This window comes from Vibrio hepatarius, from assembly GCF_001274785.1.
GTDB classification, from domain to species: domain Bacteria; phylum Pseudomonadota; class Gammaproteobacteria; order Enterobacterales; family Vibrionaceae; genus Vibrio; species Vibrio hepatarius.
This window is the reverse complement of sequence record NZ_LHPI01000020.1, coordinates 133,958-153,678: the sequence shown is the minus strand read 5'-3', so window position 1 is coordinate 153,678 and position 19,721 is coordinate 133,958. Positions and strand designations below refer to the sequence as shown.

Here is a 19,721-nt window from a genome sequence, read left to right as displayed (position 1 = left end):
TTCGTAATCGGCGTCATTATGATGGTCGTGGTCGTGGTCGTGGTCGTGGTCGTGGTCGTGGTCGTGGTCGTGGTCGTGGTCGTGGTCGTGGTCATCATCCGCGCCCAGAGTATGCGAAACACGCTGGTGGGTCAGTGTACAATTGGCACTTTTACTCAAACTAAACACACGGCTTGCGTCCGTCAATTTAGACTCGGCATCTTTTAACTTGTGCAGTTGCTCTTCTGTTTGCGCCACATGCTCAAAACCAACCACATCCGCTCCTGGCGCGGTAATTTCAATCAATAGCTCTTTGCCGTCTTGGGCAATATTCAGCTCGACTTCGCCGTGGACATGCGCGTCATGTTGGCGGTGTTCATCTTCAGCGTAAACCGTTTGGCTCAAAGTCAGCGCGACCAGTGCCGCGAGTGGTGAATACTTGTACATACTAAATCCTAACTACATTCTTAAGTTGTGAAAAATCGCCTGCGTATTGGCAGGGAAAAACAGGTTAAGCGTTAGGATTGAGTGGGGGGGAGCGCGCCAAATAGCCAAACGTGGCGGACGCCAAGTAGTGATAGCTATCTTCTGAGGCAAACACATCGGGTAACGATGTATCTTCAAAAGTAATGGTTGCCGCGCTGGCACCGTGTTGTGCACAGGCAAACAGCTGGCAATGATGTTCCTGATGGTGGGTGGGAGCAAGGTCGTATTGATGCTGGATAAACGCCACGTTCATCCACAGCGTCAGTAAGACACTGCACAGCGCAACGATAGCAAATCGGACGGAATGTGAATAACGTCGTGACACAAGCAAACAACCAAACAAAAAGGAACTGTTATGTTATAACAATTCCTTTTTAAACGCGAAGTGCAATTACGATCAGATGTTGTCTTTAATCAGACCAATAACCTGTTTTACTTCGTCATCTGACAGTGCGCCTTCTTTTACAAACAGCACCTTGCCTTGCTTGTCCTGCACGATGATCGCTGAAGATTCTGGTTTCAAATCCCAAGTTTTCGCCACTTTTCCATTTTCATCCAACACCATTGAAGACCAAGGAAATTCTTGTTTGCTGTCTTCTGCCGACGACTTAACGAAGGAGCCTGTCCCCCAAATCGCATCGTCTTGGTTGATGATGGTTGTGGTTTGGTAATTCGCTTCAGGCAGTTTTGCTGCAGTTAGCGCGGTCATCAACGGCGCATTCATCTCTTTCGAGCTACTGCGGCCAGCGATCGCTTGGATGACGCGCACTTTGCCAAGCATGTCTTGGCTCGCCCAGTTTTGGTATCCGGTGTTATCGCCGTTGAGCACGATTTCGCCGTGTTTATCGACCGAAACTACAGGGACTTGGCCACCGATAGTCAGGTTGTGAGCAGCAGCTAGCATTGGAGAGCACGCTATTGCAACCGCGAGGAGAGTTTTACTTTTCATTGTTATGGTCCTTTTTAGTAAGCGGAAAAAGTATATAACGAATTCAATCGGAGTGTGCTTACCTCGATGGTCAGAAAGTGCTCAAACTCTATTTTTAACAAAAAATATACATTTCATGAGATTGCGGTATAATGTGCTGAAGCTCAAGGAATAGAGCAGATCAAAAAGAACAATAATTTTCGCAAATGGAATTTGGAGTCGCTATGCTGCGTGAGTTTTCTGCACATCGTCCACAACAGGTGGCACGTTTTGTTAAGACCCTATTTAAAGGGCAGTTTGTTATCGCTGGCGTTGGGGAGTTTGCGTTTGATAACGGCAAAGTGTTGGTGCCCGACGTCAACAACCGCGAGAAACTGAATGTTTACCGCCAAATCAATAAAGCGATCGAAACGCTCTCCGCGTAGTCGCACCTAGATTCTCTTAAGCTTTCTAGTAAAAAGTCGCCCAATGGCGACTTTTTTGTTCTTAACCCGAGTCTAGGTTTCTTTGTTATTTATTTCGGTTATTTCTCTGGTGGGAAACATACACCTGTGCCACCGATACCGCAGTATCCATCGGGATTCTTGGCGAGGTATTGCTGGTGGTAGTTTTCCGCATAGTAGTAATTGCTCGCCGACAGAACTTCGGTTGTGATCTCGTCATGCTGTGCGCCTAGTAACACTTGGTAATCACGCTTAGATTGCAATGCTACCTGCATTTGCTGGTCGTCAAAAACATAGATTGCTGAACGGTACTGAGTGCCACGGTCGTTTCCTTGGCGCATGCCTTGCGTCGGGTCGTGTTTCTCCCAAAACGTTTTGAGTAGCTCTTGAAGGCTGAGCTTGTCGCTATCAAACACCACTCGCACAACTTCTGTGTGGCCGGTGTGACCAGTACATACTTCTTCATAGGTTGGGTTTGGTGTGTATCCGCCAGCATAACCAACCGATGTGCTTACTACGCCATCCAGTTGCCAAAATACGCGTTCAGCGCCCCAGAAGCAGCCCATACCAAGTAAGACTTGTTGCTGATTTCCGCTAGGTGCTGCGGTGAGACTAGAGTGATTAACGAAGTGGGTGTCGTCAATCGCCATCGGGACATCGCGACCTGGTAATGCGTTTTCAGGGGCGATCATTTGTTGTTTGTCGAGCATCGTAACTTTCCTTGCTGATTTATTGTAATGTGGATTATCTAATTCACAGTTTTCATACAGACTTATCTATTCGCAGGCGTTATTATTCCGGTATCTGATTAACAAAGATAATTAAGCATGTTACGAAACCCTTTACCACTTTTGTTTGCCGTTATTCTCTCACCGATGCTGGTACAAGCTCAGGAAGTAGAATTAACAATTGAAGGGTTAAAAAGTTTCCGTAAAGATAATGTCGATGCTTACTTATCGGCTATTCCCAAAGAAGAATACAGCACCAGTATCCGCTTTCAAGCGCGTTTGCAGCGCACGATTACCGAAGCGTTGAACGCGGTGGGTTACTACCAGCCGACCTTCGAATTTGAAGTCTCTGAAGATAAGACCGAGCTAATCGTTAAAGTGTCTCAAGGCAGCTCGGTTCGCTACAAAGAAGTCGAAATTGTCATTACCGGTGAAGCCAAAGATGACCCAGACTTTATCGCTGCGATTGAAGCGAGTGGACTTAAAAAAGGCGAACGACTCAATCACGGTGAGTACGACTCGCTCAAGTCCAAGCTGCGCAACCTTGGTCTGCAAAAAGGCTACTTTGACGCCAAGTTTACCACCAGCCGCTTAGAGATCGCTCCCGATCTTTACCAAGCATTTGTCAGACTACATTTTGATAGCGGCATCCGTTACCACTTTGGCGCGACCGAAATTACCGGTAGCCAGATTAAGATTGAGCGCGTTCGCTCTTTGTCGCCGTTTCAAGAAGGTGATCCTTATTTGGTGTCCCAAGTGGGCGAATACAACCAGAATCTGTCCAATACCGATTGGTTCTCATCGGTATTGGTTGAGCCCGATTTGTCGCTGCTGGGGGAAGGGCGTGAGCTGCCAATGAAAGTCTCTCTCGCGCCGCAAGCTCGTCACCAGTTAGAAACCGGTTTGGGTTACTCAACCGATGTCGATGTGCGCGCGTCATTGAAGTGGAAACGCCCGTGGGTAAATAGCCTAGGCCATAGTTTCGACAGCAGCTTATCAGTCTCGAGCCCCGAGCAAACCTTGACGGCGAGCTATCGCATTCCGCTTGAAGACGTACTCAACGACTACTACCGTATTCATTATGGTATGAAGCGGGTGGATAGCCGTGACACCAAAAGTATCGAATCGAACCTGGCTCTAGAAAGGCACTGGAAGCTCGACAATGATTGGAATCGTACCATCTTCATTCGTTACTTGCTGGAAAACTATGAACAAGGTTTGCAAGATGACAACGCTCAGTTCTTGCTACCCGGCATTACATTCTCCCGTATTCGTGCTCGTGGTGGGGCGATGCCAACGTGGGGCGACAGCCAGTACATTACGCTTGAATATGGTAGCGAAAACGCGTTGTCTGAAACCGACGTGATTCGTGTCCTTGGTGGGATGAAGTGGATACGCAGTGCGGGAGAAAACCATCGTGGCTTGTTCCGTATTGACGGTGGTGCCAACTTCGCCGATGACTTTGATAAACTCTCGCCGTCGCTGCGTTTCTTTGCTGGTGGTGACAACAACCTGCGTGGTTACGGTTACGAATCGATTTCGCCAAAAGACGAAAGCGGCGCGTTAACCGGTGCAAAATACATTGCGACGACCTCACTTGAATACCAATACCGACTCTATGGTAACTGGTGGGGGGCGCTGTTCTACGATTATGGTGATGCGTTTAACGACACGCCGGAATTTAAGCGTGGCACAGGTGTTGGTGTGCGCTGGGCGTCACCTGTCGGTCCGATCCGCTTAGACTTTGCATGGGGCTTAGATAAAGATCCTACTGACTTTAAGATTCACTTTTCATTGGGGCCTGAACTATGACCAGAGTGGTATTAAAATGGTCAAAGTGGTTGTCGCTGTCGTTTGGCGGCATCCTGTTAGCGCTGCTGCTCGCGGTCGGTTTTTTATTGTTTACCAAACCCGGCTTAGGCGTAATTTTATGGGCTGGCGAGAAGTTTGTTCCTCAGCTTAACGTTGCATCTTACAGTGGTGCTTTGCTTCCCCGCTTTACCCTCAATCAGGTTGAGTTTGTCGATCCTGAGCTTGGCGTTGATAGCAAAATAAACGCGGTGACGTTAGGCATTAACTCCACCTGTTTTACCGAAGCCAGTGTTTGTATCGACGAACTGGCGATCGACGGCTTGGCATTTTCACTGCCTGAGCTACCGCCTCAAACCGAAGCTGAACCAGAGCAAGAATCTGCGCCGCTGGGGAACATCACTACTCCGATTCCGGTTAAGGTTGGTCGCATTTCGCTGAGCAATATCGATCTTAACGTGTTGGGCAATCAAATCAGTTGGGAGAGTTTTACCACTGCACTCTCATTTCAGGGTAACCGCCTTCAAGTCAGTAAAACCGAGTTGAACAAGATCCATATTGCGCTGGCTGAGACTACGCCGAGTGACGCTGAACCAGAGCCAGAGAGCACTGGTGAACCGAGTGCGATCGTACTGCCAGACGTCGTGTTACCACTGCAAGTTGATTTGGCGCGTCTAGATGTTCGAGACTTTAAGCTGCAGCAAGCAATGCCGATTATCGTTCATCACTTAGGATTACAAGCCAGCGCAGCGGGCTCGAATGTGTCGGTTCCGACGCTAGAGTTGGATATGCCGCAAGTGCAGGGTAAGTTAAACTCCAAGGTGACGCTCAAACAAGATTATCCACTCTCTCTACAACTCGATGCGACGGTCAAAGACCCGATGGCAAAAGGTCAGAAGTTGTCGCTGAGTGCGAAAGGCAGCATTGCTCAGCTGGATTTACAAGCACAATTGCGTGCATTGGCTGAGGCTGATCTACAAGCGAAACTGGCTCTGCTTGACCGAGACATACCGTTTGACATTGTGCTCGATAAAACCAAGGCGCAATGGCCGTTGGTCGGTGAAGGGGATTATTTTGTTAACGTCGACAACCTGTCGGGGAAAGGCTCACTCAAGGGTTATAGCCTCAACCTTGTTACGCAATTATCGGGCAAAGAGCTGCCAGATATAGACTTAACGTTGGAAGGTAAAGGTAACCTAGAACAAGTTGAGCTCAGCGCTTTAACGCTAAATACCTTGGGCGGCTCAGTCAATGGCGATGCGATGGTGAACTGGAAGCAACCGCTAAATTGGTTGGCAAACTTATCACTCGAGCATATTCAACCCGGTTTGCAGTGGCCTGAAGCCGAAGGCGATATCAGCGGTACTATATCCACCACAGGTTCATTGACGCAGCAGGGTGGTTGGCAAGTTGCGGTGAGTCAGCTCGATATTGACGGCATCCTACGTGAATATCCGTTAAATATTGAAGGTCAACTGACGGCGTCTGATATGGCAGGGAAAGGCCAGTTTAAGTTAGATACACCAGGGCTGGTTCTGTCCCATGGTCCGAACAATGTCGAAGCGAAAGGTAGCTTAAGCGAAGAGTGGCGTATGTCATTGTCGTTGGATTTACCTGAATTAGCCAAGTCGGTACCTGAACTATCGGGCAAGGCGATTGGTGATGTCCACTTGCGTGGCCCGATGAAAGAGCCGAAGGTAAAACTTGCGCTCGATGTGGATGCGATTGATTTCCAGCAGCAGTACAAAGTCAAACACATCACTTTGAGCGGTGATGTGACCCCTTTGCCAGAGCCAAAAGGTAATATTACTCTCGAGCTTGAAGGTGGTGCTTACCAAGATTACCTGCTTAACGATTTATTGCTGACCTTTAACGGTGACCAAAGCCAGCACAACCTGACGTTGGACGTGGATTCTAATCTCGTCTCGACCAGTTTGGCACTATCTGGCTCTTTGACTGACAAGCCTTCGATCAAATGGGCTGGGCAATTGGAGCGAATGCTGCTCTCGTCTCAACAAGGTGAGTGGGAGTTGAATCAAGCGACCAAGCTAGGCTTTGATATGAAGAGCCAGCAAGCGTCTGTCGCGGCACATTGTTGGTTGCAAGCGGACTCATCGCTGTGTCTTGACGAAGATATCAAGGTGGGAGAAGCCGGTGAAGCGAAGCTGTCGATCAACCAGTTTAACTTTACTCAAATCGCCCAATTCTTACCGCCGGAAACTGAGTTGTTCGGTGAAGCCAACGCGCATGTTTGGGCGAAGTGGTCGGCCAATCAGTCTCCGGAAGTCAAACTGGACCTAGAACTGCCACAAGGTGGTGTATCGCAGAAACTCAACCAGCCGCTTGAACTCGGCTGGGACAAAGTGATGTTAAACGCCACATTGGTCAAAGACCGCTTACAAGCAAAATGGTCGCTGGATGTGACTGATAATGGAGATTTGACTGGTCAGGTAAGGATTCCGAATGTGTTGAGTGAGAACAGGTTGATAGATGGTCAGCTCAATCTCTCGACCTTTCATCTCGACTTTCTTAGCCCGCTACTGGGCGAGCACAGCGAGCTGAAATCGAACATCTCAACCGACCTCGCGATTAGCGGTCCCATTTTGCATCCAAAGGTAAACGGTAAGTTCCTGATCGACAGTATGAAACTGCAAGGTGCGGTGTCACCGGTGCAGATTGATTCGGGTGAATTAGCGATCAACTTTGCTGGCTATCAGGCTGACCTTAATGCCGCGCTGAATACCCCAGACGGCACCTTACAACTGCAAGGTGACGCCGATTGGCAAAGCATGCAGGATTGGCGCAGTAAGTTGCGTGTGTTTGCCGATGAGTTGAAAGTCGAAGTGCCACCGATGGCGACGATCAAAGTCGTGCCAGACATGACGATTAACGCCTCGCCGAATTATGCCAAGATCCAAGGGGATATTTCATTGCCTTGGGGACGCGTTGTCGTTGAGCAGCTACCGCCGAGCGCAACGGGTCTATCGAAAGACCAAGTGATCTTGAATGAAAACCTAGAGCCAGTCAGTGAAGAGTCTGTGATGCCGTTTGCGGTAGAAACCGACATCAACATCAATATTGGCGACGACTTTAAGTTGTCGGCATTTGGTCTGGAAGGCGATCTACGCGGTCGCTTAAATGTGGCTCAAAAAGATAAAGGTCCGTTTATTACCGGTGAAGTGAACATTATCGATGGTTCGTACCGCTCATTTGGCCAAGACTTGATCATCGAAGAAGGTAAGATCTTGATGAGCGGCCCGGTTGACCAGCCATACGTGCAAATCACCGCGATCCGAAACCCAGACAATACCCAAGACGATGTGGTTGCTGGTGTGCGAGTGTCGGGACCAGCCAGTGAGCCAACGGTCGCGATTTTCTCTGAGCCGTCGATGCCACAAGCCAATGCGCTATCCTACTTATTACGTGGTCAGGATATCGATGGTGAGTCAGGCGGTAACGCGATGACCACGACTCTGATTGGTTTGAGCTTGGCGAAGAGTGGCCGTGTGGTCGGAGAACTGGGTGAGGCGTTTGGTGTGCAGGATTTACAGTTGGATACCGCAGGTTCTGGTGACGATTCGCAAGTAACCGTGAGCGGCTACATCATGCCAGGGCTGCAGGTTAAGTATGGTATTGGTATCTTTGATTCGGTCGGCGAGTTTACCGTGCGTTACAGGTTGATGAAGGATCTTTACGTCGAAGCGGTAACCGGAGTGAGCAGCGCAGTTGACATTTTGTACCAGTTTGAATTTAACTAAGGCGACTTAGCAACTTCAATTGAGGTAGGTTCAAGGAAGACTATGCAGCATTTGTTATTTGTTTATGGCACTTTGCGAAAAGGTGAGAGCAACCAAGAATTCTTAGTCAATTCAGAGTTCTTGGGCAGACATGAAACCTTACCTCAGTATTCGCTATACGATTTGGGTTCGCATCCTGCGGTGATTGAAGGGCATAGCTCGATTCAAGGTGAAGTGTACTTGATCGATGATGAGACTCTGGCACGCATCGACGTGTTAGAAGATGTCCCAGTCGAATATCGCCGTGAGCGTATTGATACCCCGTTTGGCGAAGCGTGGTTTTATATGTACCAAGACAGCAGCCAGCTAGACGTGCTGGTGTCGTCTGGCGATTGGTGTCAACGCGTTTAGTATCAGTTCAATGAAAAAGAGCCAGCAATGCTGGCTCTTTTTGTCTCTGTAAAAGCGATTATTTTTGTGCGCGCTCGTAAGACTCAAGGATTTCTTTGCGCGCTGACTCGGCATCTTCCCAGCCATCGACCTTAACCCATTTACCCGCTTCTAGCTCTTTGTAGCGCTCGAAGAAGTGGGTGATTTGTGCTTTGAGCAGCTCTGGTAGGTCATCGACGTCATTGATGTGGTCATACTCTTTGCTCAGTTTGGTGTGTGGTACCGCGACCACTTTCGCGTCTTCACCTGATTCGTCGGTCATCTTTAATACGCCAACGGGACGACAACGAATTACAGAGCCTGGCATTAGAGGGTGAGGCGTTGGAACCAGTACATCGACTGGGTCACCATCGAGTGATAATGTGTGGTTTACATAGCCGTAGTTGCAAGGGTAGAACATAGGTGCAGACATAAAACGGTCTACAAATACCGCACCGGAATCTTTGTCGACTTCGTATTTGATTGGGTCCGCATTCGCAGGGATCTCGATAACCACGTAGATATCATCAGGAAGTGATTTGCCTGCTGGTACGTTGTTTAAGCTCATTTTAAAGTTCCTTTTTGTTTTATACCCCAATACCAATTTTACACAGCATTTGGAGTTATATGGGCTGAAATTTTAACCAAAATACCTTACTGCTAAACTCGGTTTTATGTAAACGAGAAAGGCACGATATAGCTCAAGAAAATACGAAAAAGGCGCTCAATGAGCGCCTTTTTACTTCGAGTGAATTACTGTTCTTCGCGATTCTGCTCAAGGAACTGTTCCACTTTCCTCACCATGTTCTTCGAACCGACAAAGAACGGTACGCGTTGGTGAAGTTCTTGTGGCTCTAAGTCCATAATGCGATTTTCACCATCAGACGCCAAACCGCCAGCTTGTTCAATCAGGAACGCCATCGGGTTGCATTCGTAAAGCAAGCGCAGTTTACCGTTCGGGTTACTCTCGGTACTTGGGTAAAGGTAAATACCGCCTTTCAATAGGTTGCGGTGGAAGTCCGCCACCAGTGAACCGATATAGCGAGAGGTGTAAGGGCGACCTTCTTCAGGCGCACTTTCCTGACAGTATTTGATGTACTTTTTCACACCCAGAGGGAAGCGGATGTAGTTACCTTCGTTGATCGAGTAAATGTGTCCGTCTTCTGGAATCATCATATTTTCGTGCGATAGGCAGAACGTACCCAAAGATGGGTCGTAGGTGAAACCGTTCACGCCGTTACCCGTGGTGTAAACCAGCATGGTCGATGAACCGTAAATCACATAGCCCGCAGCCACTTGTTTGTGACCTGGCTGAAGGAAATCTTCTTCAGTTGGAGGAGTACCAATCGGAGATACACGGCGGTAGATTGAGAAAATCGTACCGACTGACACGTTCACGTCGATGTTTGAAGAACCGTCTAGTGGGTCCATCAAGACCACGTATTTCGCGTTTTTGTTGAGCTCTTTATTAAACGCGACCGCTTCGTCTTCTTCTTCACTCGCCACACCACACACTTGGTCACGTGCTTCGAGTGCTGCTTTGAACTTGTCGTTGGCGTAGACATCAAGTTTTTGTTGAGCTTCACCTTGAACGTTTTGTGTGCCAACAGCGCCAGTAATGTCACCGAGGCCAGCCGCGTTGATTTCGCGGTTCACAATTTTTGCAGCAAGGCGAATAGAAGATAGTAGGGATGATAAATCACCGCTTGCGTGGGGAAAGTCCGCTTGTTTTTCTACAATGAACTCGCCAAGGGTGCGCATACCAGACATGAGTTTTCCTTAAAAAAATCGCTTCAAATATTGGGGGAGTGGGCGGTTGGGATTTCTGTCGAATCTTATGTTGCTCGCCTGCATATATTGTAAGAGTCGAATCTTTTTATTGGTAATGAACTAACTGATTGAGATCTCAATTTATTTGTCGACCTTGCAACGGATTACATTGCTCACTGAGAGATTAATTCCTTGTATGTCGCGTAAGCAATTAATTGGCCTCAAGGTCACACAGTGATCAAAGTAGTTCGCTTTTCAGTACTTTATCGCCATAATGAGCGATAGATTTTTTGCCTGCGATAAGGTCAGTTTATGCATATTCATATCTTAGGGATTTGCGGCACATTTATGGGTGGTGCCGCAGTTTTGGCTCGTCAGCTCGGACACAAAGTGACGGGCAGTGATGCCAATGTTTATCCACCGATGAGCACGTTGCTCGAATCTCAAGGTATTGAAATTATAGAAGGTTTCGATCCTTCTCAGCTTGACCCAGCCCCTGACCTTGTCGTGATTGGTAACGCGATGAGTCGTGGCAACCCGTGTGTTGAGCACGTACTGAATTCCAACCTGCGTTACACGTCCGGCCCGCAATGGCTGCAAGAGTTTTTGCTACACGATCGCTGGGTTCTTGCGGTGTCAGGGACGCACGGTAAAACCACCACCTCGAGCATGCTGGCTTGGGTATTGGAGAAGTGTGGTTACCAACCGGGGTTCCTCGTGGGTGGGGTATTGGGGAACTTTGGTGTGTCGGCGCGTTTGGGCGAAAGCATGTTTTTCGTCGTTGAAGCGGACGAATATGACAGTGCTTTTTTCGATAAGCGTTCTAAGTTCGTGCATTATCACCCGCGCACCCTAGTGATGAACAATCTAGAGTTCGATCATGCGGATATCTTTGACGATCTGGAAGCGATCAAGCGCCAATTCCACCATTTAGTGCGCACTGTTCCGGGCAATGGTCGTATCTTGGCGCCTAAGCAAGATAAAGCACTGCAAGACGTACTGGAGCGCGGCTGTTGGAGCGAAACCGAGTTCAGCGGAGAGCTAGGCGATTGGCAGGCGGAAAAACTGGTGCTAGATGGCTCGCAGTTTAAAGTGCGATTCCAAGGCGAAGAAGTCGGTACGGTCAAGTGGGATTTGGTCGGTGACCATAACGTTGATAACGCGCTGATGGCGATTGCCGCCGCTCGTCACGTGGGCGTAACTCCGGATCTTGCCTGTGAAGCGTTGGCTTCATTCATTAATACCAAACGTCGCCTAGAGTTAAAAGGCGAAGTAAATGGTGTCACCGTGTATGACGATTTTGCTCACCATCCGACGGCAATTGAACTGACGCTGGGTGGCCTGCGTAATAAAGTCGGTGAACAACGTATTCTCGCGGTCCTTGAGCCGCGCAGCGCGACGATGAAACGTGGCGTACACAAAGATACTTTGGCGGCCTCGCTAAATGCAGCAGACCAAGTATTTCTTTATCAACCAGAAACCATCGATTGGTCAGTTGAAGCGGTAGCTGAGCAATGCTCGCAACCAGCGAAAGTCTCCGCTAATGTCGATGAGCTGGTTGAAATGATCGTGGCTGAAGCCAAAGCGGGCGACCAAATACTGATCATGAGTAACGGCGGTTTTGAAGGTATTCACGGCAAATTACTGGCGAAGCTGGGCGAATAATTTAGTGTAGAACTATGAGTAGTAAACAACAAAAAGCGATCACGTTAGCGTTTACCGGAGCGTCTGGAGCACCTTACGGCTTGCGGTTATTAGAGTGCTTATTGGCGGCTGATTATCAAGTGTATCTGTTGATTTCATCGGCTGCGCGCGTGGTACTGGCGACAGAACACGGTCTAAAACTTCCGGGCAATCCTGACGCGGCAAAGCAAGCGCTAGTCGAGCATCTTAACTGTGACCCAGAAAAACTTACAGTTTGTGGCAAAGACGACTGGTTCTCTCCGGTCGCTTCTGGTTCTGCGGCGCCAAAACAAATGGTAGTTTGTCCTTGTTCAGCGGGGAGTGTCGCGGCAATCGCCCATGGCATGTCAGACAACCTGATCGAGCGAGCCGCCGATGTGGTGATGAAAGAGCGTGGTCAGTTATTGCTGGTGGTGCGCGAAACCCCGTTTTCTACCTTGCACTTAGAAAACATGCACAAGTTGTCGCAAATGGGCGTCACCATTATGCCTGCCGCGCCAGGTTTTTATCATCAGCCACAATCGATCGAAGATCTTGTCGATTTTATGGTCGCGCGTATTTTGGATCATCTGGGTATCGAGCAAGGCTTGGTGCCAAGGTGGGGGTACGATCAGCGTGGTTAACACAGTGGTTAGCACTAGCTATCAACTGATTTAAAGATTACAATTTCCGCGATACTCATCGGGGAGCTATTGATCCTATCAATGATAGGCGAAGCTGAGATCGAGCCGACGCTCGGGACCCGTGTACCTGAACCAGATAATGCTGGCGTAGGAATTGAGTTTGGACAATCCATTTCCACCCTGTCCCTCAAGCCTGTGCCGCTCAATACGGAGAGAGCGAGCAGTGAAAACCACTCTAAGTACGATTTCAATCAGCGCGATTGCCCTAGCAACATTAACATCATTCTCTGCGTTGGCCGCAGACAAAACTCTGACCGTTTACACTTATGATTCGTTTGCTGCTGATTGGGGACCAGGTCCAGCAGTAGAAAAAGCATTTGAAGCAAAATGTGGCTGTGACGTGAATTTTGTCGCTCTGGACGATGGTGTGTCGATCCTCAATCGCTTGCGTCTCGAAGGCGACAACAGCAAAGCGGATATCGTTTTAGGCTTAGATAACAACTTGATGGCGGAAGCGAAGCAAACGGGTTTGCTTGCTGATCACAGCGTTGACACTCAAGCAATTACGTTGCCAAACGGGTGGAAGGATAAGACTTTTGTGCCATACGATTTTGGTTACTTCGCGTTTGTTTACAACAAAGAGAAGCTAGCTAACCCGCCAAAGAGCCTGAAAGAGTTGGTTGAATCTCGCGATGACTTAAAAGTGATCTACCAAGATCCGCGTACTTCGACTCCGGGCCAAGGTCTGATGTTGTGGATGAAGTCAGTATACGGCGATGATGCGACTCAAGCATGGAAACAACTGGCGAAGAAAACCGTCACAGTCACCAAAGGTTGGTCGGAAGCGTACTCAATGTTCCTTGAAGGCGAGTCAGATCTAGTGTTGTCTTACACTACTTCTCCGGCTTATCACCTGATTGCGGAAAACGACGCTAAGTTTGCGGCGGCGGATTTTGCTGAAGGTCACTACACTCAGGTCGAAGTCGCGGCAAAAGTGAAAGGTGCGCAAAACGAAGCTCTGGCGGATGAGTTCATGGCGTTTATTTTGAGTGACGAGTTCCAGACTGTGATGCCAACAGGCAACTGGATGTACCCAGTGACTGAGGTCGAATTACCACAAGGTTTTGATACTTTGACTCTACCAAGTAAATCCTTGAGTTTCAGCGCAGAGGAAGTGGCTGAAAACCGTAAAGCATGGATCCGCGAATGGCAAAATGCGCTTACTTTCTAAAGGCTAACCTTGCGTAGTACTCCTAAAATAGGCTTATGGGTCGCGATGATTATCGCGACCTTTGTTGTTTCAGCCTTAGGCGCTTTGCTGCTTGAAGCGCCATCTTTGAACATCATGCAGGTCTGGCAAGATCCTTACTATCGTCATGTCACTAAGTTCAGTTTCTATCAGTCGTTTCTCTCGACGTTGCTGAGTGTGGGTTTAGCGATTCCAGTCGCTCATGCGCTTTCTCGCCGTGAGTTTCCCGGTAAACGTTTGTTGTTGAAACTGTTCGCGACCACTTTGGTTCTGCCAGTTTTGGTGGGCGTGTTTGGTTTGCTGGCGATTTACGGCAACAGTGGCTTACTCTCCTCACTGGCAAAGCAGTTTGGCGGCGAGCTGCCGTTTTCGATCTACGGGTTGAACGGTATCTTGCTCGCTCATGTGTTCTTCAACTTGCCTTATGCCGCACGTTTGCTTTACCAGTCGTTAGAAGCGATTCCACCAGAGCAACATAAGCTATGCGCTCATTTAGGGATGGGGCATTGGCAGAAATTCAAATGGGTTGAGTGGCCGAGACTCAAGCAGCAGCTTGCTCACGTGTGTGGCTTGGTGTTCATGCTCTGTTTCACTAGTTTTGCCACCGTGATGGCACTAGGTGGCGGGCCAAAATCGACCACGATTGAGCTGGCTATTTATCAAGCGATAAAGTTTGATTTTGATTTGCAAGCAGGGGCCTTACTGGCGATTTGGCAAATGTTGCTGTGCGGTTTGATGGCATTAGCAATCCAGCGGTTAGCTAAACCGATTTCGATAGGCGCAGGCAGCACATCACACCATTCCTATCTGGTCAAAGACAGCTCGGTTTCAAGACTTTGGGATTGGGGTTGGATTGCGTTCAGTGCGTTACTAGTGCTGCCTCCGTTGTTCATGGTCGTTCTCAGCGGCGTCAATAGCCAAGCGGTTGATGTGTTTAGCGATAGTAAATTTTGGTCGGCTTTATGGGCGTCATTGAAAGTTGCAACGCTGGCGAGTTTATTTGCTTTGCTGGCGGGTATCTCAATCTTGATCACTAGCCGTAGGCTCCGATTAACCTATTGCGAAAAGCGCGCTGACCAAATTGAATTGATCGGCACTATCATTCTGGTTACTCCGGGCTTAGTGGTATCTACAGGGCTGTTTTTGTTGCTAAGAAGCATGACCGACGTATTCAGCTTGGCGTTTTTTGTCGTGATTGCGGTGAATGGTCTGATGGGGCTGCCGTACGTTATCAAAACCCTTTCCCAGCCGATGCTGCATATCGAGCAGCAGTACCAATATGTTTGCGCCAGCTTAGGAATCAGAGGTTGGCAGCGATTTCGGGTGGTGGAATGGCGCGCGTTGAAAAAACCAATGGCGCACGCATTCGCGATCAGTTTTATGTTTGCTATCGGTGACTTAAGCGCGATTGCATTGTTTGGTAGCCAAGAGTTCAGAACATTACCGTTGTACCTGTTCCAACTGCTGGGCAGTTATCAAATGGAAGCTGCTGCAGTGGTATCGGTAACTCTATTGGCGCTTAGCGTGGCGTGTTTTACGCTGATCGAAACCCTATTTAAAGTGAATTCAAAGGTGACTTATGCTGACGCTAAGTGATGTGCATTACTACTACCATAATGACCTATTCCACTTTGATGCTCACGTGGCGAAGGGTGAAATTGTCGCTCTAATGGGACCAAGTGGTGCTGGCAAGTCGACGTTATTGGCGTTAGTGGCTGGTTTTATCGAACCCGAAAAAGGCAGTATTTCGGCTAATGGCATCGAAGTAGTGGGTAAAGAGCCTTATCAACGTCCGTTTGCGATGTTGTTTCAGGAGCATAACTTATTTGCCCATCTTACGGTGCGAGAAAACATCGGTTTGGGATTGGAACCCGGATTGAAGCTAAGTCGTGAGCAGCAACGACAAGTTGAAGATGCGGCAAAGCAAGTAGGCGTTAGCGAGTATCTTGACCGTCTGCCTGAACACTTGTCCGGCGGCCAGCGTCAGCGCGTCGCGTTGGCAAGGTGTTTTGTCCAGTCGCATCCGGTGTGGTTATTGGATGAGCCGTTCTCAGCACTTGACCCAATATTGCGTGAAGAGATGCTGTCTCTGGTCAAGCAACTCGCTAAAGAGCGCAATATTACCGTAGTGATGGTGACTCACCATATTAGTGATGCAAAAGCGATTGCGTCGAACTTTATCTTTGTCGCTCATGGCAGAGTGGAAGTTTCGGGGCGTATCGACCAGTTAACGGTTAACCATCCTAATCCTGCATTGAGTGAATTTGTTCGTGCGGGTGAATTCGTTGTTTAGGGTTATAAATAAAAAGGCTGGTAGAGATACCAGCCTTTTGCGTTTTAGCTATCGAGAGAATTAGTACTCTTCGTCATTCAGCTCTTTTAGCACCTGGAAAATTTCACGGTATGCTTTCGCTGGTTTGCCAGATGACTTCTCTTTTGCCGCCTGACGCGCAAGCTGACGCAGACGTTGACGGTCTGCAGTCGGATAAAGTTCGATCACGTCTTCAATCGCTGCGTCGCCTTCTTCAACTACGCGGTCACGCAGTTGCTCTAGCTTGTGTAGCACAGCGGTGTTCTGAGAGTGCTTGTTGCGTACTTTATCCAGTGCCGCTTGGATTGGTTCAGGGTCTTCGTGACGCATGAGTTTACCGATGAACTGCAATTGGCGACGACGTGCTTCGTTTTTAAAACGCTGCGCATCTTTGATTGCGTCTGCAAGGTCTTCGCTCAATGGAAACTTTTCCAGTACCGAAGGTTTTAGGTTGACTAACTCTTCGCCGAGCTTTTGTAGCTCTTCCATGTCGCGTTTCATCTCGGATTTACTTACCCAGATGATCTCTTCTTCTGGTTCCCATGGCGCTTTTTGGTTTTTGCGTGCCATTTCTCTGCCTTAATTTGAACAATCTATTTCTCTATTTTAACAAGAATCGTGGGGAGAAAGCGAAATTCTTGTTATCCTAGAGAGCAAAGACCTCATAGAACAAGTTAGATATGGACGTAAGACAGCAAGTTGCTCAACAGCGTGTTGAGTTAGAAGCCGCCGTAGCCAAAGCGCTTGAAATGGCCGCAGAGAAATCCGATGGTGCAGAAGTCGCGATCTCGAAAACCACCGGACTAAGTGTTTCAACTCGTATGTGCGAAGTCGAAAACGTGGAATTTAACAGCGATGGTGCGCTAGGCATTACCGTCTATCGTGGCCAGCGTAAAGGCAGCGCGTCTACGTCTGACTTGAGTGAGAAAGCGATTCAACAAACCGTGTTAGCGGCATTGGATATCGCCCAGTACACCTCAGAAGATCCGTTTGCAGGTCCTGCGCCTAAAGAACTAATGGTTAAAGAGATTCCTGACTTGGACCTTTTCCACCCAGACACACCGGATCCTGACCACGCTGCGCAGATTGCGATTGCTGCTGAACAGAAAGCTCTCTCTTTCAGCGACAAGATCAAACAGAGCGATGGCGCCAGTTACGATAGTCACTACGGCATCAAAGTCTATGGTAACAGTCATGGTTTATTAGCTAGTTATGCGTCGAGCCGACACAGCACCAGTTGTTGCGTGATTGGGCAAGGGGCTAACGGCGAAATGGAACGCGACTACAGCTATACCGTCGCACGCCATAAAGATGATTTGTGGACACCTGAAACAGTAGGCTTAAAAGCGGCAGAAAAAACGGTTAGCCGTCTTGATGCGCGAAAACTGAGTACGGGCAAATACCCTGTGATGTTTGCCGCCGACGTGGCGACAGGTCTGATTGGCCACCTTGTGATGGCGATCAGTGGCGGTAACCTTTACCGTAAATCGTCGTTTTTGCTCGATCAGCTCGGTGAGCAAGTCCTGCCACAATGGTTCAATATCTCCGAACGTCCACACGTGTTACGTGGTTTGGCATCAAGCCCGTTCGATAGCGAAGGCGTATTTACCCAAGACCGTGAAATCATTACTGACGGCGTATTGGCGACCTATCTGTTAACCAGTTACGCGGCGCGTAAAATGGACATGACTCCTACAGGTCACGCTGGTGGTATCCATAACTGGTATATCCAATCGACAGGGCAAGACTTTGAGCAGATGCTGAAAGACCTTGGCACCGGTCTGTTGGTGACGGAAGTGATGGGACAGGGCGTGAATATCGTCACGGGTGATTACTCTCGCGGCGCTGCGGGTTTCTGGGTTGAAAATGGTCAGATCCAATTCCCAGTGTCTGAAATTACCATTGCCAGCAATCTCAAAGAAATGTTTAAGCAGATTGTAGCGGTTGGCAACGACGTAGAAACTCGCTCACAAATTCAGACTGGTTCGATTCTACTTGAATCGATGAAAGTGGCGGGTGAATAACAGTCACAATACTGGTTAAGTATCGATAAAAGAAAAGGTTGGCTAAGTGCCAACCTTTTTTGTTTTGAGGCCGAGATTAGCCTTCAAATAGTTCAGTATGCAGTTTCTGAATCGCCAGTTTCGATACTGATTCATGCACGAGGAAACACAAGTTGTGTGGGCTCGCGCCATAACAGATCATACGCAGGTTAAAGTCTTCCAAAGTGCCAAACACTTGCTTAGCGTAACCTTTGCTCTCACTCATGTTGTTACCGATTAGTGCTACCAAACACAAGTTATGCTCAACTTCCACTGTACAAAGCTCTTCTAACTCAAGGCGTGCCGCTTCAGGGAGTTGCGGTGCGCCGCCCGAGGTATCAGTTTGGTCTAGGGTTAACGAGACACTGATTTCCGACGTGGTGATCAAATCAACCGAGACTTTGTGTTTAGCTAGTATCTCAAACACTTTGGCCAAGAAGCCGTAAGCGTGGAACATTTTCGCACTGCGTAGAGTCACCATGGTTTGGTTGCAACGTAGCGCTAACGCGCGGAACAGCGGTGAACTTTCGACTTTGTGGCGTATCCAAGTGCCGCCTTTCTCTGGCTCTTTCGATGAGCCGACAAATACGGGAATATCGTGGCGTAGTGCAGGGACCAGCGTCGACGGGTGGAGAATCTTGGCACCGAAGTTTGCCATTTCTGACGCTTCACTGAAGCTGATTTCTGGAATAGGCGATGCTTTCGCTGCGATACGTGGGTCTGTAGTGTAGATACCCGGTACGTCGGTCCAGATCTCTAGGCCTGCCGCTTTTACCGCTTCCGCGATGAGCGCCGCACTGTAATCACTGCCGCCTCGGCCAAGAGTGGTGGTGTTGCCTTCTTCGTCTGAGCCGATAAAGCCTTGAGTCACCACAACGTAATCGTGACACAAAGGTACCAACGATTGTTGCGCCAGTTGCGCGATGGTTTCTACTTCAGGTTCGCCCTTACCAAAATTGTTGTCGGTACGCAGTACATCGCGGATATCAAAACGAACCGCATTGATGCCACGCTCTTTCATCAATTGAGTGAGGATGAACGTCGACATTAACTCACCACAAGCCACAAGGTGGTCGGTCAGTTTATTACTCGCTTGAATGGAGGCCGCTTCCGCTAAGCTAGTGACGGTATCAAGAATACTGTAGACATCACTCGCGGTCTGAGTTGGATCGTTGAGTTGATTTAAAATCGAGTCATGGATCTCGGCGAGTTGTTTTAAAATTTCACTGCGATGTTCTTGATCCTGAACACCATTAGCCAACTCGACTAACAGGTTGGTGACACCTGAACACGCGCTGCTCACGACAAGTTTTGTGTTTGGATTTGATTCAATGATCGCTGCACAGCGGCTCATTGCTTCAAAGTTAGCGACACTCGTTCCACCAAATTTAGCAACATTAAAATTGCTCACGGCATTTCTCCCACGACTTCCTGAAAATGACTAGTTAGGAATACCAATTCAAATATGACGATATTTATTAACTGGTTGAATCCAACATCCGAT

Annotated in this window: 18 protein-coding genes and 1 riboswitch; of the genes, 10 read left to right on the top strand and 8 right to left on the bottom strand. The window is 48.5% G+C overall.

Going from position 1 to position 19,721, the window contains the following annotated elements; translation table 11 throughout:
• The 3 genes from AKJ31_RS19010 to AKJ31_RS19005 form a co-directional block, all read right to left on the bottom strand.
• Positions 1-426, bottom strand: a 426-nt coding sequence (locus AKJ31_RS19010; protein WP_157052398.1) for a ZrgA family zinc uptake protein, incomplete at its 3' end; no start/stop codon positions are given.
• Positions 427-490: 64 nt separating this feature from the next.
• Positions 491-790 carry a DUF2607 family protein gene (locus tag AKJ31_RS22700; protein ID WP_245639076.1) on the bottom strand — a complete coding sequence of 100 codons (300 nt, stop codon included), beginning with the start codon at positions 788-790 and terminating at the stop codon, positions 491-493.
• 72 nt (positions 791-862) lie between these two features.
• Positions 863-1,414 (bottom strand): YtfJ family protein, encoded by a 552-nt coding sequence (locus tag AKJ31_RS19005; RefSeq protein ID WP_053410648.1) that lies wholly within the window; start codon positions 1,412-1,414, stop codon positions 863-865.
• 203 nt (positions 1,415-1,617) lie between these two features.
• Here AKJ31_RS19005 and AKJ31_RS19000 point away from each other — a divergent pair, with 203 nt between their 5' ends.
• A complete protein-coding gene (locus AKJ31_RS19000) occupies positions 1,618-1,818 on the top strand; it encodes a DUF1107 family protein (RefSeq protein ID WP_053410647.1) in 201 nt (66 codons plus the stop codon).
• Between the two features lie 98 nt (positions 1,819-1,916).
• Here the strand turns inward: AKJ31_RS19000 and msrA are convergent, their stop codons facing one another.
• Positions 1,917-2,546 carry a peptide-methionine (S)-S-oxide reductase MsrA gene (gene msrA / locus AKJ31_RS18995; RefSeq protein ID WP_053410646.1) on the bottom strand — a complete coding sequence of 210 codons (630 nt, stop codon included), beginning with the start codon at positions 2,544-2,546 and terminating at the stop codon, positions 1,917-1,919.
• A gap of 117 nt (positions 2,547-2,663) precedes the next feature.
• On the opposite strand from msrA, the gene tamA reads away from it, so the two are divergent.
• Genes tamA through AKJ31_RS18980 form a run of 3 tightly spaced genes read left to right on the top strand, consistent with a single transcriptional unit; the run spans position 2,664 to position 8,521 of the window.
• Positions 2,664-4,376 carry an autotransporter assembly complex protein TamA gene (tamA, locus tag AKJ31_RS18990; protein ID WP_053410645.1) on the top strand — a complete coding sequence of 571 codons (1,713 nt, stop codon included), beginning with the start codon at positions 2,664-2,666 and terminating at the stop codon, positions 4,374-4,376.
• Positions 4,373-8,131: an autotransporter assembly complex protein TamB gene (gene tamB, locus AKJ31_RS18985; RefSeq protein WP_053410644.1), complete on the top strand. Its 3,759-nt coding sequence runs from the start codon at positions 4,373-4,375 to the stop codon at positions 8,129-8,131. The genes tamA and tamB overlap by 4 nt, the downstream gene beginning before the upstream one ends.
• A 42-nt stretch (positions 8,132-8,173) precedes the next feature.
• Positions 8,174-8,521 (top strand): gamma-glutamylcyclotransferase family protein, encoded by a 348-nt coding sequence (locus tag AKJ31_RS18980; protein WP_053410643.1) that lies wholly within the window; start codon positions 8,174-8,176, stop codon positions 8,519-8,521.
• Between the two features lie 58 nt (positions 8,522-8,579).
• Here AKJ31_RS18980 and ppa read toward each other — a convergent pair whose 3' ends face one another.
• Together ppa and fbp are read right to left on the bottom strand one after the other, a co-directional pair.
• Positions 8,580-9,107: an inorganic diphosphatase gene (ppa, locus tag AKJ31_RS18975; protein WP_053410642.1), complete on the bottom strand. Its 528-nt coding sequence runs from the start codon at positions 9,105-9,107 to the stop codon at positions 8,580-8,582.
• 185 nt (positions 9,108-9,292) lie between these two features.
• On the bottom strand, positions 9,293-10,309 hold the full coding sequence (gene fbp, locus AKJ31_RS18970) for a class 1 fructose-bisphosphatase (protein ID WP_053410641.1): 1,017 nt from the start codon (positions 10,307-10,309) through the stop codon (positions 9,293-9,295).
• A gap of 312 nt (positions 10,310-10,621) precedes the next feature.
• Between fbp and mpl the strand changes: the two genes are divergently transcribed.
• The 5 genes from mpl to thiQ all read left to right on the top strand — a co-directional run bounded on the left by mpl (position 10,622) and on the right by thiQ (position 16,157).
• A complete protein-coding gene (mpl, locus tag AKJ31_RS18965; protein WP_053410640.1) occupies positions 10,622-11,974 on the top strand; it encodes a UDP-N-acetylmuramate:L-alanyl-gamma-D-glutamyl-meso-diaminopimelate ligase in 1,353 nt (450 codons plus the stop codon).
• Positions 11,975-11,988: 14 nt separating this feature from the next.
• A complete protein-coding gene (locus AKJ31_RS18960; RefSeq protein ID WP_053410639.1) occupies positions 11,989-12,615 on the top strand; it encodes a flavin prenyltransferase UbiX in 627 nt (208 codons plus the stop codon).
• A 49-nt stretch (positions 12,616-12,664) separates the two neighbouring features.
• Positions 12,665-12,786: riboswitch (TPP riboswitch) on the top strand.
• Positions 12,787-12,838: 52 nt separating this feature from the next.
• On the top strand, positions 12,839-13,846 hold the full coding sequence (gene thiB / locus AKJ31_RS18955) for a thiamine ABC transporter substrate binding subunit (protein WP_053410638.1): 1,008 nt from the start codon (positions 12,839-12,841) through the stop codon (positions 13,844-13,846).
• Between the two features lie 9 nt (positions 13,847-13,855).
• Positions 13,856-15,460 (top strand): thiamine/thiamine pyrophosphate ABC transporter permease ThiP, encoded by a 1,605-nt coding sequence (gene thiP / locus AKJ31_RS18950; RefSeq protein WP_053410637.1) that lies wholly within the window; start codon positions 13,856-13,858, stop codon positions 15,458-15,460.
• Positions 15,444-16,157 carry a thiamine ABC transporter ATP-binding protein gene (gene thiQ, locus AKJ31_RS18945; RefSeq protein WP_053410636.1) on the top strand — a complete coding sequence of 238 codons (714 nt, stop codon included), beginning with the start codon at positions 15,444-15,446 and terminating at the stop codon, positions 16,155-16,157. The genes thiP and thiQ overlap by 17 nt, the downstream gene beginning before the upstream one ends.
• 60 nt (positions 16,158-16,217) lie before the next feature.
• Here the strand turns inward: thiQ and yjgA are convergent, their stop codons facing one another.
• Positions 16,218-16,745 (bottom strand): ribosome biogenesis factor YjgA, encoded by a 528-nt coding sequence (gene yjgA, locus AKJ31_RS18940; protein ID WP_053410635.1) that lies wholly within the window; start codon positions 16,743-16,745, stop codon positions 16,218-16,220.
• Between the two features lie 110 nt (positions 16,746-16,855).
• Here yjgA and pmbA point away from each other — a divergent pair, with 110 nt between their 5' ends.
• Positions 16,856-18,199 (top strand): metalloprotease PmbA, encoded by a 1,344-nt coding sequence (gene pmbA, locus AKJ31_RS18935; protein WP_053410634.1) that lies wholly within the window; start codon positions 16,856-16,858, stop codon positions 18,197-18,199.
• A 76-nt stretch (positions 18,200-18,275) separates the two neighbouring features.
• Here the strand turns inward: pmbA and lysC are convergent, their stop codons facing one another.
• Positions 18,276-19,628 (bottom strand): lysine-sensitive aspartokinase 3, encoded by a 1,353-nt coding sequence (gene lysC, locus AKJ31_RS18930; protein ID WP_053410633.1) that lies wholly within the window; start codon positions 19,626-19,628, stop codon positions 18,276-18,278.
• Positions 19,629-19,721: the final 93 nt, after the last annotated feature.

What these genes read in the sequence shown, in the direction of transcription:
- AKJ31_RS19005 (WP_053410648.1), bottom strand. Translation starts at nt 1,414, where the DNA reads ATGAAAAGTAAAACTCTCCTCGCGGTTGCAATAGCGTGCTCTCCAATG.
- AKJ31_RS19000 (WP_053410647.1), top strand. Translation starts at nt 1,618, where the DNA reads ATGCTGCGTGAGTTTTCTGCACATCGTCCACAACAGGTGGCACGTTTT.
- msrA (WP_053410646.1), bottom strand. Translation starts at nt 2,546, where the DNA reads ATGCTCGACAAACAACAAATGATCGCCCCTGAAAACGCATTACCAGGT.
- tamA (WP_053410645.1), top strand. Translation starts at nt 2,664, where the DNA reads ATGTTACGAAACCCTTTACCACTTTTGTTTGCCGTTATTCTCTCACCG.
- tamB (WP_053410644.1), top strand. Translation starts at nt 4,373, where the DNA reads ATGACCAGAGTGGTATTAAAATGGTCAAAGTGGTTGTCGCTGTCGTTT.
- AKJ31_RS18980 (WP_053410643.1), top strand. Translation starts at nt 8,174, where the DNA reads ATGCAGCATTTGTTATTTGTTTATGGCACTTTGCGAAAAGGTGAGAGC.
- ppa (WP_053410642.1), bottom strand. Translation starts at nt 9,107, where the DNA reads ATGAGCTTAAACAACGTACCAGCAGGCAAATCACTTCCTGATGATATC.
- fbp (WP_053410641.1), bottom strand. Translation starts at nt 10,309, where the DNA reads ATGTCTGGTATGCGCACCCTTGGCGAGTTCATTGTAGAAAAACAAGCG.
- mpl (WP_053410640.1), top strand. Translation starts at nt 10,622, where the DNA reads ATGCATATTCATATCTTAGGGATTTGCGGCACATTTATGGGTGGTGCC.
- AKJ31_RS18960 (WP_053410639.1), top strand. Translation starts at nt 11,989, where the DNA reads ATGAGTAGTAAACAACAAAAAGCGATCACGTTAGCGTTTACCGGAGCG.
- thiQ (WP_053410636.1), top strand. Translation starts at nt 15,444, where the DNA reads ATGCTGACGCTAAGTGATGTGCATTACTACTACCATAATGACCTATTC.
- yjgA (WP_053410635.1), bottom strand. Translation starts at nt 16,745, where the DNA reads ATGGCACGCAAAAACCAAAAAGCGCCATGGGAACCAGAAGAAGAGATC.
- pmbA (WP_053410634.1), top strand. Translation starts at nt 16,856, where the DNA reads ATGGACGTAAGACAGCAAGTTGCTCAACAGCGTGTTGAGTTAGAAGCC.